The following is a 17249-nucleotide window of genomic DNA, read 5'->3' as shown; positions in this document are numbered from 1 at the left end:
TGAACATCGCGTCCGTCGCCATGCGGCCGCATGCGCGCCACCCGTGACGTCAGAACGTCACGCCGGCCTGCAACCACACATAGCGCCCGATCATTTCCTCACCGTAAAGGCCGCTAGCCGTATTATAGACGGCGGTCGGGATATAGGGGGGAGCCTTGTTGAATAGATTGTTGACCCCGCCATCCATATGCCACTTGCCAAAATTATATCCGACCGAAATGTCGTGTGACGTAATCGGACTGACCCGATAGACCGAGTTGGTCTTGGCCGTCAGATCCGTGGTACCGTTGTTGAGCGTCATGCCACCCGTGAAGTTCATCATATAGGTTACTTTGAAGTTCCCATGATACCAGCTGGCTCCGAAGTAATCCTTCACGCGCGGGAAACCATATCCGGCGGAATAGATCATCCGGCCATTATAATTAAGCCACGGGCCACCTGGACTGTTCTGCTGCTGGTAGCTGATGACCTCCTGCATGTTATTGGAAATCACGAGGGTGTCATCCATCGTCAGGTGGATGGGATAGCTGACATCGAAGTCGATGCCGCCGGTCCTGACACCGCCGAGATTCTGATAGACCGACGAAACCTGCGTAATCTGCCCCGAGGAACTGCGCGGCGCTATATTGCCACAATAGGACGTATTCAGCCCCTCATAGCATTGATCGAGAATATATTGTGGGTTGACCGTGTTGATGGTGTTCTTGATCGTATAGTGCCAATACTCCACCGATATATTCAATCCAGGGATAAAGCGCGGCGTGAGGACGGTACCAAATGTATAGGTGCGCCCCTCTTCGGGTTTGAGCGAACTGTTGCCGCCGGACAGAACCGGAAGCTGCCCCGACCAGGCGGATGTAAAGTGGTTTGCATCGACGCCAACCTTGCCACAGTTCAGAACGACGGCGGAACTGAGGGCGCCATAGGTCCGGGCCTGCGAGCAGGGATCGATCGCCGACGTCAGGGCCAGGGTATTGCCGCCATACAGTTCGTAGATGCTCGGCTGGCGATAGGATGTTCCGAGCGTTGCCCGGAAACGGATATCGCGTGTGGGCGCCCAGTTGATGCTGGTTTTCCAGTTCTCTGTCGATCCGAACGTATTGTAGGACGACCACCGGCCCTGCGCGCCGACAGTCAGATCCTTGGCAAGCCGGGCATTCTGCAGAAGAGGAACGCGCAACTCGCCATAGACTTCATTGGCATTGAATCCGCCACCCGTCGATGCCGAGCTTTCACCCGCGATCTGCCCGGCCGCAATCAGCGGATCGGGGCTGAAGCTACCCTGCTCGCTGCGATGTTCCATACCAAAAGCCAGGCCGATATTGCCACCATTCCGGTAAGGCAGTTTGACAAGCTTGTTGTTGTTGATCCTCAGATTGAAGTCCCTGAGCTGGTAGTTCGCATGGCCGTGCTGCGTATAGCTGATATAGCGGGCGCCCTGTCCGGACCAGGGCATGAAGGGATTGACCAACTGGCAGCCCGCAGAACTGGCACAGACAGAGGGATTATAGACGATGGCGCTTGAAGAATTGCCCGGATTGATCTGTTCGACACCCAGTTCCTGAAGGAGGTGGGCGTAATTGATGTCGTTGGTCGTCTGGAAGGAGGACTGGCTGGAACCATACGCCATGGAAACGTCGTATTTCCAGTTGCCATAAATCTGCCCCTGCGCGCCGGAGGTTACCTGATAGGTATCAACCGCAGTGCTCAACTCGCGCGGACCCAGCTCGGCGAAACGCTTGTAGAGACCGACATTCTTCCCCCAGACGTTATAGGGATTGTCCGCGGGCAGCGTCAGGGAACTAAGGAGGGTGGATTGCGGATTGCCGCTACCGGGCACACCAAGCCCGGTGATGCCCGACGTCGAGCGATGGGCGTAGTTGACGTTGCTATAAATAGTAATATGCCGATTGATATCGTAATGAAAATCGCCATTCAAATTGCCAGACTGGGTGTATCCCACCATTGTCTGGTCCATACCGTAATTATAGTTATCCGATGAATTGTATTTCGAAAATGAACCGTCGTTATTGCTGATCAGATTCATCCCGCTCGGATCGACGCGGGTTCGAGACGTGATGGACGATCCGAAAATCGCAGTCGCACCCGGTGCAGGATTGTTGCTGGATGGATTACGCGACCACGAACGGTCACGCTGATACGTCCCACCCTGCGTCAAATACTGGCCAAAAACTGAAATATTGCCCCGATCATGATCGAAATTGAAGCCTTTGTGCGCCGAAATGCGCCCCGTCCGGTCATCGCCAACGTCCGTAATGCCGCCGCGCACCGAAATCGTCGCGTCGTTGACATCGTGCTTGAGTTTAATATTGAGCACGCCCGAGACAGCATCCGCGCCATAGAGTTCCGAACCGCCGTCCTTAAGAATTTCAACCGACGCGATCTGGTCCGTTGCAATGGCGTTCAGATCCACGCAGGACGAGGAGGTGCCCATCGTCTGGACCATCCTCTTGCCGTCGACAAGAACAAGCACGCGCGATTGTCCCAGATTCCGCAGGTCCACGCATGACAGTCCGTTTCCCGCAATCGATTTCGAGTTGGAAGAACCGGTGGAGCCGATCGACGGAAGCCGCAGCAGATAATCCCCGATGGTCGTTGCCGAGGTGTTCTGGATATCGGCGGCCTTGACTGTCTGGACGGGATTGGGGTCCGAATTGCGCGCGCCACCAAGGTAGGACCCGGTCACGACCACGGTTTCGGCTTCTCTGGGCTCCACCGCCTGGGAGAGCGGGGCCACATTCACCGAGCCCTTCACGCCACGCGCCGGGGACATGATCTTGGCGCCCTTGTCCATGCTGGGCAATGCATTCAGGGGCTTTTTAGCCGCTACCGCCTTGCCGGGCACAGGCTTGCGCTCGGACGTATCCGATGCGGCCTGCGCCGCGCCGCCTCCTAAGGTGGCAAGAAGGCACACGCCGCACATGAGACGGAACCTTGTTTTCGTGATGATCATCAACCCCTCCAAATCATACCTTCCATCCGAATGATCACCCGATTCCGCAGCTATGCGCCCGGTTACTCATTCGTCATTCCGGTCGCTACGCTCCTCGCCTCCCGACGATGCGATCCCGACATGGCCGCCTTTCCTATTTGTTATCATGTCGGAATAGAAACAACACGAAACGAAAACTATGTTCTGACCTTATGAAAACTCTCATCCGCGATGTCCCAAGGACAATCGTCCAGCCGCATCATGAGGCACATATTCTCATATCGGAATGAAAAATATTTGTAATACAATTAGTTATTATAAAATGTCGACCATACCGATCGCGTTGACGGATATGCTTTCTTCGCTCAAAGAAAACGATATTTTTTCTATGGCATCAAGAAACAAAATCATGCTTAACCGACGATAGACAGCGACATAAGAGACAGAAAGCACGACATAACGTGAGGAAATGACCATGCCCAATCCGTTCCATCTCGCTTTCCCAGTTGACAACCTGGAGGCAGCCCGGCGTTTTTACGGTAAGGTCTTGGGGTGCCCCGAAGGAAGAAGCTCCGATACATGGATTGATTTCGATCTTTTCGGACACCAGATCGTCGCCCATCAGATCGAGAACGCTTCCAGAAGCAGCGGGCATGGGCTGGTCGATGCAAAAGAAGTACATATCCCGCATTTCGGTGTCGTTCTGGACATGGAGGACTGGAAGGCCCTGGCTCAGAAACTGACGGCTTGCGGTACCGAATTCATCATTGAGCCGCAGATCCGCTTTGAGGGACTGCCGGGTGAACAGGCGACGATGTTCCTTCTTGACCCAGCCGGCAATGCCATAGAATTCAAGGCATTCTCCGACATGGGACAGCTTTTTGCAAAACAGTAGCACTGCCTGCCACGACCGGAACGGGGATATGCGCGACGCTACCGCTCTGAAAGCGTGTTGCCGGGACAGATCCCGTTCGGGTGGAAACACCCGGACGGAACAAGAGGGTCGTCAAACGATAATGCAGGGCGATTTTTGTCATCAGGCGGGCACCGAGGATCATGGGCCACCACGTGGTGCGTCCGCCAGGACCATTGCACCCCGCCCCCAATAGTGCAGCATGGAAGAGAAAGTCGATGGAACAGACCCTAGATCACTCGGCAGGCGACGGAACGCATGCTCTGGACCGGCAACTCCCTGAACAACTTTTTTCAGCGCTTCATGATATCGGATTCGATGGACAGGGCATCACGCGCGCGACGTATGGTGCCGGCGAGAACGCCGCGCATCACTTGATCGAAGCCGCAGCGGACAAACTGGGCCTTGAAATCCGCCGGGACTGGGCAAACAATCTCTATGTCACCTTGCCGGGCCGCGATCGGTCACGACCGGCCGTCATGACCGGCTCGCACATGGACAGCGTACCAGGCGGCGGAAATTACGATGGTGCCGCTGGCGTGGTGGCCGGGCTGACTGTCCTTGCGTCGTGGACGGCGGCTGGCTTCGTTCCGGAGCGCGATGTGACGGTCATGGCGATCCGGGCGGAAGAAAGCGCCTGGTTCCCCATTTCCTATCTCGGCAGCAAGGCGGCCTTCGGCCTGCTGAGCGAAAGCGATATGGCGACCCGACGCAATGACGGTGCCGGCATGCTGGGGGATATGATCCGCCAGTCCGGTGGCCAGCCAGATGCTTTTGCCGTGGCGGCATTGGATCCAAAATCCATCGACAGCTTCGTTGAGCTCCATATCGAACAGGGGCCGGTCCTGCTGGAGCGCGATTGCCCCGTCGGTATCGTCAACGGTATCTGTGGCAGCATACGCTACCGCTCGGCGGTCGTTCACGGGCAATATGCTCATTCCGGGGCAACGCCGCGGAGCTATCGCTCCGACGCCGTCATCGCCGGCGCGACACTCATGCTGGCACTCCAGCAGGAATGGATCCGACGGGAGGACGCCGGGCAGGAAATGACCCTGACCTTCGGTGTTTGCCACACCGAAGCCGATCTGGCGCATTTCAGTGCCGTGTCTGGCCGGCTCGATTTCTCGATCGACGTCCGGTCGCGCGACATCGTCCTGCTGCGCCAGATCGACGAATTCATTCATGAGCAGGCCAAGCTCATCGAAAAGACCTGCCATGTCCGCATCGCGCTTGGACAACAGACATCCACATCCCCGTCGATATCGGACGGCGCACTCGTGCAAAGCGCGATCGACAGCGCCGCGAACATGGGCATTCCGGCAATCTGCATGCCCAGCGGCGCGGGCCACGACACCGCTTTATTCGCCACGCAGGGTATCCCGACCTTGATGATCTTCGTCCGTAACGAACACGGAAGTCACAACCCAATGGAAAGTATGGAACTCTCTGATTTCATGAAAGGATGTGCCGTCCTGGAGGCCGTACTGCGTAAGCGAAGCACCGCCGCTTGACCGAGATACCGTCATGGCATGCTGTTTCATAACCCAGCCCATAGATGAACGCGCCGTCGCATTTCTGCACGATCATGGCGTCGATGTGCGGTATGCGTCACACGCCAGTATGGAAAGCGTGATGGCGGAAATAGGGGATGCGCAAGCCGTCATTACACGCGATCTGGGCCTGAATGCCGAAGCGATCCGCGTCGCCTCCGCATTGCGCATCATCGCCTCTCACGGCGCAGGCACGAACACCATCGCGATCAGCGAGGCAAATGCGCGGGGAATCGTGGTCACGCGGACCCCCAGCGCCAATAGCCGATCGGTCGCCGAACTGACGATGGGACTCATGCTCGCCGCCGCACGACGTCTCTGCGACGCCGACAGGGCGGTCCGCACCGGCGAGTGGGACTTCCGCTATCATTGTGGCGGCCTGGAACTGCATGGTCGCACGCTCGGTCTGGTGGGCTTTGGTGCGGTGGCCCAGGATGTCGCGCGAATAGCGGGACAAGGTTTCGGCATGAGGGTTTATGCCTGGTCGCCCAGCGTACCTGACCATGTCTTTTCCGACCTGAATGTCCAACGCATACGCGACCTGCCCGCCCTCGTCCGTGCCTCCGACATCCTTTCGCTGCACAGGCCGTCTGACCCAGGCACGCCGCCGGTCTTCAATGCCCGATTTGCGGAGGCGCTGCGCCCGAAGACCATCCTGATCAATACCAGTCGGGGCTCTGCCATCGATAGCCAGGCCTTTCTGGATGCACTGGAAGATGGACGGATCGGCGCAGCTGGACTCGACGTTCTGCCGCTGGAACCTCCCCCCGCGACCGACCCCCTCCTTACGTGCGACCGCATCGTTCTCTCACCGCATATCGGTGGCGCGACAGCGGAAGCTCTGTTTCGTACGGCGATGACGTGTGCTCGTCAGGTGCTGGATGTGCTGTCCGGCCGCGAGCCGCCCCACAGGCTGTAGCACCGTCTCAGGGCCTGACCGAAATGTGCGCCGACCTGAGAAAGGCGCGGTCGAAGGACCGCCGGTGCCGTTGCTGGCGGCCTTTCAGACCGACCTCACCAAGCCCCCATCCACGCGGATGAGCGTCCCCGTCACATAACTGGCGCGCGCGCTGGCCAGGAAGGTCACCATATCGGCGAATTCGGCCGGGTCACCGTAACGCTGCATCGGAATGGCCTCGCATGAGGCCCGGGACACCTCTTCAACCGACCGGCCCTGCCGCGCTGCCGCCGCGGCATTCAGACTGTCGACCCGCCGGGTATGAATCCGCCCCGGCACGACAGAATTGACCGTGACACCGTCGGCCGCCACTTCAGCCGACAGGGTCTTGGCCCACCCGACAAGTGCGGGACGCAGCGTATTGGAGAGTGAGAGGTTGGCGATCGGCTGCAGGACGCCGGACGAGACGATATTGATGATCCTTCCGAATTTCCTCTGACGCATGGCTGGAAGATACATTTCGACTGTGGCGATCGGCACGCGCACCATGGCCGTGAAATATTGCTCCAGATCCGACACGTCGATCCGCGCGGCCTCACCCGGCGGCGGGCCGCCGCAATTCGTCACGACAATGTCCACATCCGCTATTTCCTTTTTCATGTCGTCAAGATGCTTCATATACTGAAAATCGACGACATGACATGATGCCTGCCCTCCCTCGGCCCGGATGGCATCGCATGATGCTTCAAGCGACAGGCGATGACGGCCTGTCAGGATGACGTGGGCGCCCTCACGGGCAAGACCCGCCGCGCAGGCATAGCCAAGTCCCTGGCTCGATCCCATGACCAAGGCAATACGCCCCGCAAGACCCAGATCCATTCTCCACCCCATTTCATCACGATCATTTCTTCATATAGAGATTTATCGATTCTGTCATAATAATCGGTGGTGTCATGCCTATTGCCTCCGCGCTCCGGTTATCGGTGACCGACGCAACGGTTCATCAAAACTGGCAACTCACAATATTTTCCCTGAATTTACGGATCGCATCGCTATTGGACGATGACAGCGTCCAGAGAAAGCCGATATGACGCTGCGGACAATCGTCAGGCAGGGTCAGCTTGCGTACGGACAAGCCTGACGGCCAGGGGGGCGCCCAATCCGGCAACAATGCAACGCCGATATTGTGGCTGACCATGATGCTAATCGCCTCAAGCGCATCCATGTCAAGCTCACTCTTTGGAACAATTCCTTGCTGACGCAGGAAATTATCGACAATGCGACCGCCCCACTGGTTTCTGTCGTAGCGCAGGAACAGGTGACTTTTCAGTACTTCGATTGGATCGGTCATCTCGCATTTCTCGGATGTCAGCACGATCATGGGTTCAGAACGCAGCCTGATCCATCCGCATGTCTTGGGGACAGGAAAGGGGGGTTCCACAATGACCGCGCCATCCAGGCGCCCCGTGAACACATCATCATAGAGCTGCAACGATTGCCCCGGTGTCACCCGCAGTTCGACATTCGGATTTTCCGCGAAGAACGTATTTAGCGCCAAGGGCAACAACCCCGTCAGGGCCGACGATATCGCGCCGATATGGAGGTTGCCAGCCAGAGTGTCATGGCCGGCAATGCGCTTGAGTTCGGTGACGGAGGAAATGATTTCGCGACTTTTGTCCAATATCGCGCACCCTGACGATGTCGGGACGACCGTGCGCCCCGCCCGCGTCAGCAAGGGTTGCCGGATCTGATCCTCCAGGGCCTTGATACGCTGGGAAACGGCGGCCGGCGTAATGCCCAGATGCCGGGCTGCATCGGCAATCGATCCACGTTCGACGACGGACAGAAAGCTTTCGAGAAACCGAATATCCATTACTCTTCCCCAAACGGATTCGTCACGAGCTGGCAGCGGTGGCGGCGGCGATAAAATGCGCGCAAGAAGACCACCAGCATGACCAGACGGGCCGGAGAATTCAAATGCCGGATGATCCGCCCGCGCCCGGCTTCCGGAAAACCGTATTTTCCGGCGCAGGATAAGGATCCAGAAAACGTCCCGTGGCTGGGCTTCCCGTCTGCGCCGCAGCAGCCAGCTCGGCTTTCCCGCCAACGGGACAATGTCCCCGGACCGATCCGCCTATTCCGGCAGCCTGACCGGGCGGCGGGGCGGCAGGGGCGGCAGCGGGTCGGACGCGACCTCGCGGATGCTTTCATAGACCAGCATCTGGTGGCCATCGCGTTCGAAACTGTCGTACTGGGTCATGCCGATGCCACCCAGGATGGTGCGCGAGGCGATGTTGGTGTCGCGCGTCACCGCCATCACACGGCGGATCCCCGCGTCATGGGCGAAGCTCAACGCCGCCGATGCCGCCTCACGCGCCAGGCCGCGCCCGGCCGCCCATGGCCAGAGCGCGAAGCGCAGACCTAGACCGCGCCCGTCGGGGCGTTCATGCAGGCCGGTCATGCCGATAAAGCGGCCGTCCTCGCGAATCGTGAAAATTCCGACCCCGCGCCGCGCCCAGCAGGCCATGTCGTCCGCCATGTCGGCCTCGGCCTGCTGGCGGCTGCGCACGCCGCCCAGCATCATGCCGAACGCCCCGGCATCGGCCTTCAGCCGGGCCATCTCGTCCATGTCCCGCCACGAGACCGGTTCCAGCACCAGACGCGGCGTGCGGATCGACCCGCCCGTAATCTGGGGATGGGTCGCCCATGCGGCGCGGTCGGCGGGCTGCCCCCACGGGCCGCGGCGCAGATGCCGCGTCCCGGCAGGGTCCTGCCCGTCAACCCGGCGCGGCGGCCGCGTCACGGAAACCGGGCCGAGAGCGCGGGACGTACATCGCCCCGCCGATTCAGCGCGCCAGGGGGCGGTATTTGATCCGTCCCGGCTCGGTCGCATCCGGGCCGAGTCGGCGTCGCTTGTCCTCTTCGTAGGCCTGGAAATTACCCTCGAACCACTCGACGTGGCTGTCGCCCTCGAAGGCCAGGATGTGCGTCGCCAGACGGTCGAGGAACCAGCGATCATGGCTGATGATCACGGCGCAGCCGGCGAATTCGGCCAGCGCGTCTTCCAGTGCGCGCAGTGTGTCGACGTCCAGATCGTTGGTCGGTTCGTCGAGCAGGATGACGTTGCTTTCCTGCCGCAGCATCTTGGCCAGATGCACGCGGTTGCGCTCACCGCCCGAAAGGATGCCCACCTTCTTCTGCTGGTCCGCGCCCTTGAAGTTGAAGGCGCCGACATAGGCGCGCGACGGCACGGCCCGCTTGCCCAGATAGATGACATCGGTGCCGCCGGAGATTTCCTCCCACACCGTCTTGTTGTCATCCAGGCTGTCGCGCGACTGGTCGACATAGCCCAGCTTGACCGTATCGCCGACCTTCAGCGTGCCGGAATCCGGCTGTTCCTGGCCCACGATCATGCGGAACAGGGTCGATTTGCCCGCGCCGTTCGGCCCGATGACGCCGACGATGCCGCCCGGCGGCAGCTTGAAGCTGAGATCGTCGATCAGCAGCCGGTTGCCGAACGCCTTGCGCAGATCCTCGGCCTCGATCACCGTGCCGCCCAGGCGCGGGCCGGGCGGAATGACGATATCGGCCGTGCCGCCCGCGCGCTCGGCATTCTGGGCCAGCATTTCCTCGTAACGGGCGATACGCGACTTGCTCTTGGCCTGCCGGGCCTTGGGGCTGGAGCCGATCCATTCCTGTTCGGCGGCCAGGGCGCGCTGGCGGGCGCTCTCTTCCTTTTCCTCCTGGGCCAGACGCTTGCGCTTCTGGGTCAGCCACGAGGAATAATTGCCCTGGAACGGATAGCCACGGCCCCGCTCCAGTTCCAGAATCCAGTTGGTCACGTTGTCCAGGAAGTAACGGTCATGGGTGATGATCATGACCGTGCCTTCATAGTCGCGCAGGGTCCGCTCCAGCCACGCCACGCTCTCGGCGTCCAGATGGTTGGTCGGTTCGTCCAGCAGCAGCAGGTCGGGCTTTTCCAGCAGCAGGCGGCACAGCGCCACGCGTCGGCGCTCACCACCCGACAGCTTGGTCACCGGGCTGTCGGCCGGCGGGCAGCGCAGCGCATCCAGCGCGATGTCGATCTTGCGGTCCAGTTCCCAGCCGTCGCCGGCGTCGATCTTTTCCTGCAATTCGGCCTGTTCGGCCAGCAGCGCGGTCATTTCGTCGTCCGACATCGGCTCGGCGAACAGCATCGAAATTTCGTTGAAGCGATCGACCGCCACTTTCAGGTCGCCGAAGCCCAGCGCCACGTTCTCGCCGACGGTCAGGGATTCGTCGAGCTTGGGCTCCTGCTCCAGATAGCCGATCCGGGTGCCTTCGGCGGCCCAGGCCTCGCCGCCATATTCCTTCTCGATCCCGGCCATGATCTTCAGCAGGGTCGATTTACCGGCGCCGTTCACGCCCAGCACGCCGATCTTCACCCCAGGCAGGAAGGAGAGAGTAATGCCCTTGAAGACCTCGCGCCCACCCGGATACGCCTTGGTCAGGTCCTTCATCACATAGACATATTGCGTGGCGGCCATGACGAAGGCTCCCGATGATCCAGAGTGAAAAGAAACCGAACGGCCGGCGTTCCCCAGACGGGAGGCGCGGCCCGGTTTTGCAGCCTGCGCCCGGCAGGACTTGAACCCGCAACCAAGCCGTTATGAGCGGCCCGCTCTAACCAATTGAGCTACGGGCGCGCAGGCCGGTCCTCACTTCGCGCATGTGGGGCCGTTTGGCAAGATGCGGCGTGCCCCGCGCGGGCGATTCCCGCCCCCAAACGACGCTTGGCAAGGGCGGGCGGCGTCGATAGGTTCGGCGGTCTTCTCTCCCTGTTTCCAAGAGTATGGAGCGCCGCCATGGATGTCTCGAAAATCTCGCCCGGCAAGGACGTGCCGTTCGATATCAACGTCGTCATCGAGATCCCGCAGGGGTCGTCGGTGAAGTATGAAGTCGACAAGGACAGCGGCGCCGTCGTCGTCGACCGGATTCTGTTCACGCCGATGGCCTATCCGGCCGCCTACGGCTTCATTCCCGGCACGCTGGCCGACGACGGCGACCCGGCCGACGCGCTGGTGCTGATCCCGGCCCCCGTGGTGCCCGGCGCCGTGATCCGCGCCCGCCCGATCGGCATGCTGCGCATGGAAGACGAAAGCGGCCAGGACGAGAAGATCATCTGCGTGCCGCACGACAAGGTGCATCCGCAATACGCGAAGGTCGAGAAGCTGGAAGACCTGCCCGAGATCACCCTCCAGGCGATCGAGCATTTCTTTACCCGCTACAAGGACCTGGAGAAGGGCAAGTGGGTGAAGGTGACCGGCTGGGCCGGCCGCGAGGAAGCCGGCGAGATCATCAAGGCCTCGCTCGCCGCCGCCCAGAAAGCCTGATCGCCGCCCCCTTCCTGCCGCCCCAGGGCAGCGGGAGGGGGATTCAGGCGCCCTGGCGCGCCACCCGGTCGATCAGGTCCCGGTAGCGCGTCATGTAATCCGCCATGTCCAGCGTGCGTTCGGCCTGCCGCCGCACGGCCCGGCGCAGCCGGGTGGACAGGCGGGTATCGTCCAGCACCTCCAGCACGCCTTCGGCGATACCGTCGGGGTCCAGGAACGGCACCAGCCGCCCGGTACGCCGGTCGGTCAGGAATTCGCGCACCGGCATCGTGTCGCTGCCCACGATCGCACAGCCCATCGCCATCGCCTCGCGCAGGGACCAGGACGCGACGAACGGGTAGGTGAGATAGACATGCGCGTCGGACCGGCGCAGCAGCGCGCGGAATAGGTCGTAATCGACCCGTCCCGCGAAATGAACCCGGTCGGGGTCGATCCGTCCCGCCAGTTCGGCCATCATGCGCGCCCGCCACGCCCCCTGCGGCAATTTGGCCCCGTAGCTGACGCCATCCCCGCCCACCAGCACCACCCGCGCGTCCGGCCGCGCCGCCAGAATGCGCGGCAGCGCGCGCATGAAGACATGAAAGCCGCGATAGGGCTCCAGATCGCGGGCCACGTAGGTGATCAGCCGGTCCCGCGGCGCGATGACCGTGCCGGCGACAGCCAGCGGCCGCTCGAAGGCCGACGGGTCGGGCGAGCAGGCGGCCAGATCGACGCCCTCGGGCAGCAGAGCGATCCGCTGCCGTGCCCAGTCGGGATAGGTCATCCACTGGAAGCGGGTCGGGGTATGGCCGTGCCCCCCCAGCGCCAGCGCCTGGAGATTGACCGCATTCTTCGCCCGGATGACCGGCCGGAGGCTCTCGGGCGACGGAAATTCCGGGTCGAACCCCACATCCAGCGCCTCGGCGTGATAGAAGAATTCGAAATAGCCAAGCACCGGCACGCCGGGGAACACGTCGCCCAGATTAAGCAACTCTCCCCAGCCGTGATGGCCGATCACGATGTCCGGGCGATAGCCCAGTTCGCGCAGGCTGAGTGCCGCGCGCGCCACGCACTCCGCCCGCAGGAGCCCGAGGTCGAACTCCCGCGCCCCCGGATGCACGCCGTCCAGCCCGCCGCGCGGCAGGCGGTAGGCCACGCGCCGCACGCCGGGAACCTGATTGTCGTTCGGTTCGCTGATGAAGACGATCTCGTTCGCCGGGTCCTGGCCCAGATGCCGCAGCAGATGCAGGAACTGTCCGGGAAAATTCTGATGAACGAACAGATATCTCAAGACATCATCCCGTGGTCCGGCGCATGGGAGCAGGCGCGGGCCTGCTCACGTCTCCTGCCGGGACCGGCGCCGCGCCACCATCTGCCGGCGCGCCTTCAGCAGGTCGACGCGCGACCCCGCCGCCTTGCGCCCCCGCCCCGGATGAAGGGACTCGACGGGCACGGCGGCCTCCAGGACGGGTCCAGTCGCCTTGCCCCGGCGTTTCGGGGCGGGGGCGGCCGGGGCCTCCCTCACCGGTTCCGGCTCGGCGGGCGCTTCCGCCGCCGTTCCAGCGGTTTTGACCCGGCGCTTCCGGGGCGGCGCTTCCGTCACGGGGCGGGTGGGCTCCATGGGGGCCGAGGGGCGATGGCCGGCTTTCGTCTCCACCGCCGTCGCCGCTGCCAACAGCGCGCGCTCCCCTTCATCGGGGCGCTCGGCCACCGCCACGGGCACGATCTCGACGCGGAAGGCTTCCAGCGGCGCCGCGCTTTCGGCCTCGGCCACCCCGCCATCCGTCACCGGCCCCACCCGGCTGCCATCGGTAAAACTGGCCCAGACACGGCAATGATACCGGCCGGCGGCCTGCGGCTTCAGCCGAACGCGCAGGCCCAGGATCGGCAGCGCCATGCCGCGACTGCCGCAGAACTGGCCGCCCGAGGCCCAGGGCGACAGCCAGCCCCGCCCCAGCACCGCCTGATATTCGATATCCTCGGTCGTGATCAGTTGGGCCGGCGCGATGGCGAAACCCTCGATCCAGTTCCGGCTGCCGGGCGTGCCCATCCAGTCCATCAGCGAAGCCGCCACATCGCCGCGACGCTGGATATGCGCCGTCAGTTCGCCGGCGGGGCCCTTTGTGCCCTGGGGTTCCAGCTTCGGCTGCGTGGATGACGGGGCCACGGGAAAGGGCGGCACGGCGCCGGGCTGCGGCGGGGCCATGGCAGGCGCCGGGCCGGCCGCCGCCGCATCGGCCAGACGCACCACCTGAAGGCGCGGCGTCTCGGCCATCCGGGCCGGGTCGTGATAGATGGTGATCAGGATCTGCCCCGCCGCCCCCGGCACGCGGACCAGTGCGGCGTTGCGCGCCGCGCCAAGCCAGCCCTCGTCATCGAACGTCGCGATTCCGACCCCGGCCCCCCCCGGCCCCGGTGCGCGCGAGATCCGCACGCCCGGCAGGTCCGCACCGGTCGGCGCCTCGCTTCCGGCGGCGTGGAAGATGCAATAGAGGCCCGCATCCAGCGTCATCAGGCGGCCGGCGACCTTCAGGTCCGTCAGCCGGCCCGGATTGTCCATCGTCATGCTGTCGGGCATCAGCGAGCCTTCCGTCTAGGGGCGGTGGAACAAGGCGCGGCATGGTGCGCCGGCAGGCGGTCGACTGGGTGCACGGTCGCGATCTCCCTTTTCTCCTGGCGGCGCGCGGTAGCCGCCCCGATCTGCCCATAAGACAGGAAAAACGTATTCAATTCGTGAATGGGCAGGTCGGGCGGCAACACCGCCCCCCAGCCGGCGCGCCGCACGCGCTCGGCCATGGCCCCCAGGTCGAAAACCACCGCCCGCAGCCCCGCCCGCCACGCCAGCCCCAGCGCGAAACACCAGGTTTCGGGCCAGATCGACGGCAGGAAGGCCAGGTCCGCCCGCTGCGCCGCCAGCAGCGCGGTGCCGTCGCTTTCCTCATAGGGGCCGGTGACGAACACCCGGCCGGTGGCCATCAGCGCGTCATCGTCCGGCGTATGCCCCACCACGATAAATTCCAGGTCCAGCGCCCGCGTCGCGGCGTCCTGCGCCGCCGCCAGAAGCACGCGGTACCCTTTTTCGACGCCGATCGCGCCGGGAACCGCCACCCGTATCCGCTGCCCCGGAACCCGCGCCCGCGCCGCCGGCGGCGCCAGCACCCGGTCATCCGCCAGCGCGGCCACGCCGATGGCAAGACCGGGAAAGGCCCGCTGCATGCGCCCGGCCGTGTCATCGGAGGGCACGAGAACCTCCCCTGCCCCGCGCAGCACGGCTTCCGACCGGGCGCGATAGGCCGACAGGCGTACGGGCACCGGGCCGGCGCCCTTCAGCAGGCTGCCCCCTGCGCGCAGGCAGGCAGCGCATCCCTCCGGCTCCGGCCCCCCACAATAGCGGCCGGACGCATCCACCAGCGCGACGCGGGGGCAGAGCCAGACATAATCATGAACATACACCGCGTAGGGTACACCCAGCCCGGCCGCCAGCGTCGGCGCGTCGATCTCGTGCCCCAGCCCGTGGTGCCATTCCACACGCTCCACACCCGACGCGCGCAGTACCGCCAGCAGCAGGTCCCAGTCCTCCGGCAGGCGAAAGCGTGGCATGGCGGACCATGCGTCGCCCGCCCCATCCTCCAACCGGCATCCGTCGGGCGTGGGCCGCAGCAGCACCGGCCGCGTGCCCTGGGCACGCCACATCCGGGCGCGGTCCCGCACCACCTGTTCCACACCGCCACCCTGATCGTGCGTGACCAGCAACACCGCGTGGCGCCAGCCGGCCCCTCCACGCTGCCAGCACACCAGGGCCAGCCGCCGCCGGGAAGCGAACAGCGGATCGACGACGGCATGGGCTTCAACCAGTGCGCCATAGCCGGGATACAGCTGGTCCAGGATCGCCAGATTGCGCCGCAGCAACGCCGGGCCGGCGGCGCCGAAGGAGGCACTCCCCGCATGGCCGACAAAGACCCCCGTGGCCGCGACATGCCGCCAGCCCGCCTCGGCGACGCGGCGGCAGAACGCATTCTCCTCGCCATAGCCCTGCGCGAAGAGGTCGGCGCGGAACGGGCCAGCGGCGGCCAGGCAATCGTGGCGGATGAACAGGCAGAATCCATGGCCGGTCGGCACTTCGACCGCCTGCCCGCCATTGGCCGCCCGTGCCGCCGCCATCAGGCGCCGCACCGTTTCCAGATCGGGCATCGGCGCCGGCGCGTCGTCGGGCAGCGCATCGGGGCCGGGCCAGGAAAAAAGGCTGGCATGGTTCGACAGCGGCGTGACGGTGCCGATATGCGCCGCGCCATAGGCAATGTCGGCCAGTTCCGCCAGCCAGCCCCCGGCAACCAGCGTGTCGCTGTTCAGCAGCACCACATCCTGTCCCGCCGCCGCGCGCATGCCGTCATTGGCCGATTGCGGAAAGCCCAGGCGACGTGCGTGACGGATCAGGCGGATGGCACCCGCCTGCGCCCGCCTATCCAGTTCCGCCGCCAGAGCCGGGTCCGGCGTCGCGTCGTCCACCACGAACACCGGCACCGCGTCCCCCACACTGGCCCGCACCGAGTCCAGACATGCCAGCGTGCCGGCACGGTCGCCATGCACCGGAATGACGATGGCGAGTCCGGCCCGGCATGGCGGCACCGCGGGCGGGGGGCAGACAGCCCCCTCATCGCCGGGCGACACCACGGGATGCGCCGCCAGCGGGCTGCCCGCCAGATCGCTGCCATCCGGCCCTTCCACATGCAGCGGGCCGGGCGGCAGATCCGCCGCCGCCACGGCAAAGCGGCGCGGCCGGGCAAGGGGCAGAAGGCTGTCCGCCTCCGGCGCGGGCTCGGCGGCCACGAGGCGCCGGATCATGCGCCCCCGCGCGTCGCGGATATGCAGGGCCGGCGCCTGATCCGGGTCCGACGGATGCCAGGCCCAGCCCGACAGGCCGTCCGGTCCGGCCTCCACCAGCCCGTCGATCCGTTGCAGCGCCGCCGGCTCCAGCGGACTGCCAAGAAGCGGCACGCCGCCGCCCAGAACCACCACCTGCCGCGCCCGACGCCACCGCACAGGCAGCTTCATGCCGTCCGCCACGCCGGAGACCGGCCGCCCGTCGATCAGTACCGTCACCGCCGACGCGCCCAGAAACAACCGTCCCGACACCGAAAGCCCGCACCAGCCCGGCCGCCCGGCCAATGCCGCCAGCCGTGCGAACAACGCCCCCATGTCGCCGGGCGGCGCGTGGCGGGACAGGGCGTGCTGCCCGGCGGCGATCGCGGCCGTATCCTCGCCCGCCATCAGCAGGGCGGCGGCCAGGGCGACCCAGGCCTCGCGGAAATCGAAACGCGCGGTCAGCGCGCGCAGTATATGCGCGGCCCCCCCGGCATCGCCGTCGCGCAGCCGCGCCATCGCCAGCGGAAAGGCCACCACGACGCTCTCCGGCGCCAGACGATGGGCGCGCTCGTACCAGGCTCGCGCGCTCCCGGCGTCGCCCGTTTCCTCGCAGGCCCGTGCCTGGCGAAAGGCCGACTGGGCCTGCGCATCGGCCCAGACCTGCCATGCCGCGCGACCCTCCGGCGATGTCCGCCCACGCGCGGGCGGCACCATGTGCTCC

At 64.2% G+C, this 17249-nt stretch carries 12 protein-coding genes and 1 tRNA gene; 4 read left to right on the top strand and 9 right to left on the bottom strand.

The window, feature by feature from the left end:
- Nucleotides 1–49 precede the first annotated feature (49 nt).
- Nucleotides 50–2974 carry a TonB-dependent receptor domain-containing protein gene (locus HLH25_RS05640; protein WP_182973152.1) on the bottom strand — a complete coding sequence of 975 codons (2925 nt, stop codon included), beginning with the start codon at nt 2972–2974 and terminating at the stop codon, nt 50–52.
- Nucleotides 2975–3428: 454 nt separating this feature from the next.
- On the opposite strand from HLH25_RS05640, the gene HLH25_RS05635 reads away from it, so the two are divergent.
- From HLH25_RS05635 to HLH25_RS05625, 3 genes are all read left to right on the top strand, one after another.
- Nucleotides 3429–3848 carry a VOC family protein gene (locus tag HLH25_RS05635; RefSeq protein WP_456305500.1) on the top strand — a complete coding sequence of 140 codons (420 nt, stop codon included), beginning with the start codon at nt 3429–3431 and terminating at the stop codon, nt 3846–3848.
- 236 nt (nt 3849–4084) lie between these two features.
- The gene (locus tag HLH25_RS05630; protein WP_182973150.1) at nt 4085–5377 is read left to right on the top strand and encodes a Zn-dependent hydrolase; all 1293 of its coding nucleotides are present in this window, start codon (nt 4085–4087) and stop codon (nt 5375–5377) included.
- A 13-nt stretch (nt 5378–5390) separates the two neighbouring features.
- The gene (locus HLH25_RS05625; RefSeq protein ID WP_182973149.1) at nt 5391–6335 is read left to right on the top strand and encodes a hydroxyacid dehydrogenase; all 945 of its coding nucleotides are present in this window, start codon (nt 5391–5393) and stop codon (nt 6333–6335) included.
- Between the two features lie 84 nt (nt 6336–6419).
- On the opposite strand, the gene HLH25_RS05620 is transcribed toward HLH25_RS05625, so the two are convergent.
- From HLH25_RS05620 to HLH25_RS05600, 5 genes are all read right to left on the bottom strand, one after another.
- Entirely contained in the window at nt 6420–7193 is a 774-nt protein-coding gene (locus HLH25_RS05620) for an SDR family oxidoreductase (RefSeq protein WP_182973148.1), read from the bottom strand.
- A gap of 124 nt (nt 7194–7317) precedes the next feature.
- Nucleotides 7318–8421: a LysR family transcriptional regulator gene (locus tag HLH25_RS05615; RefSeq protein WP_246401452.1), complete on the bottom strand. Its 1104-nt coding sequence runs from the start codon at nt 8419–8421 to the stop codon at nt 7318–7320.
- 27 nt (nt 8422–8448) lie between these two features.
- Nucleotides 8449–9003 carry a GNAT family N-acetyltransferase gene (locus HLH25_RS05610; protein WP_114726007.1) on the bottom strand — a complete coding sequence of 185 codons (555 nt, stop codon included), beginning with the start codon at nt 9001–9003 and terminating at the stop codon, nt 8449–8451.
- 157 nt (nt 9004–9160) lie between these two features.
- Nucleotides 9161–10840, bottom strand: coding sequence for an energy-dependent translational throttle protein EttA (gene ettA, locus HLH25_RS05605; protein WP_114725495.1), 1680 nt, complete (start codon nt 10838–10840; stop codon nt 9161–9163).
- Between the two features lie 85 nt (nt 10841–10925).
- Nucleotides 10926–10999 (bottom strand) — tRNA-Ile (locus tag HLH25_RS05600).
- Nucleotides 11000–11158: 159 nt separating this feature from the next.
- On the opposite strand from HLH25_RS05600, the gene ppa reads away from it, so the two are divergent.
- Complete coding sequence (gene ppa, locus HLH25_RS05595; RefSeq protein WP_182973147.1) at nt 11159–11686, top strand: inorganic diphosphatase; 528 nt, start codon at nt 11159–11161, stop codon at nt 11684–11686.
- A gap of 43 nt (nt 11687–11729) precedes the next feature.
- Here ppa and HLH25_RS05590 read toward each other — a convergent pair whose 3' ends face one another.
- The 3 genes from HLH25_RS05590 to HLH25_RS05580 are packed head-to-tail and all read right to left on the bottom strand — an operon-like array spanning nt 11730 to nt 17242.
- A complete protein-coding gene (locus tag HLH25_RS05590) occupies nt 11730–12956 on the bottom strand; it encodes a glycosyltransferase family 4 protein (protein ID WP_182973146.1) in 1227 nt (408 codons plus the stop codon).
- Nucleotides 12957–13001: 45 nt separating this feature from the next.
- Nucleotides 13002–14243, bottom strand: a complete 1242-nt coding sequence (locus HLH25_RS05585) for a hypothetical protein (RefSeq protein WP_182973145.1) — start codon at nt 14241–14243, stop codon at nt 13002–13004.
- Nucleotides 14243–17242 (bottom strand): glycosyltransferase, encoded by a 3000-nt coding sequence (locus tag HLH25_RS05580; protein WP_182973144.1) that lies wholly within the window; start codon nt 17240–17242, stop codon nt 14243–14245. The genes HLH25_RS05585 and HLH25_RS05580 overlap by 1 nt, the downstream gene beginning before the upstream one ends.
- Nucleotides 17243–17249: the final 7 nt, after the last annotated feature.

This window comes from Gluconacetobacter dulcium (assembly GCF_014174165.1).
Classification (GTDB): domain Bacteria; phylum Pseudomonadota; class Alphaproteobacteria; order Acetobacterales; family Acetobacteraceae; genus Gluconacetobacter; species Gluconacetobacter dulcium.
Note: the sequence above shows the minus strand (reverse complement) of the source record. Positions and strands in the feature narration are given on the sequence as shown.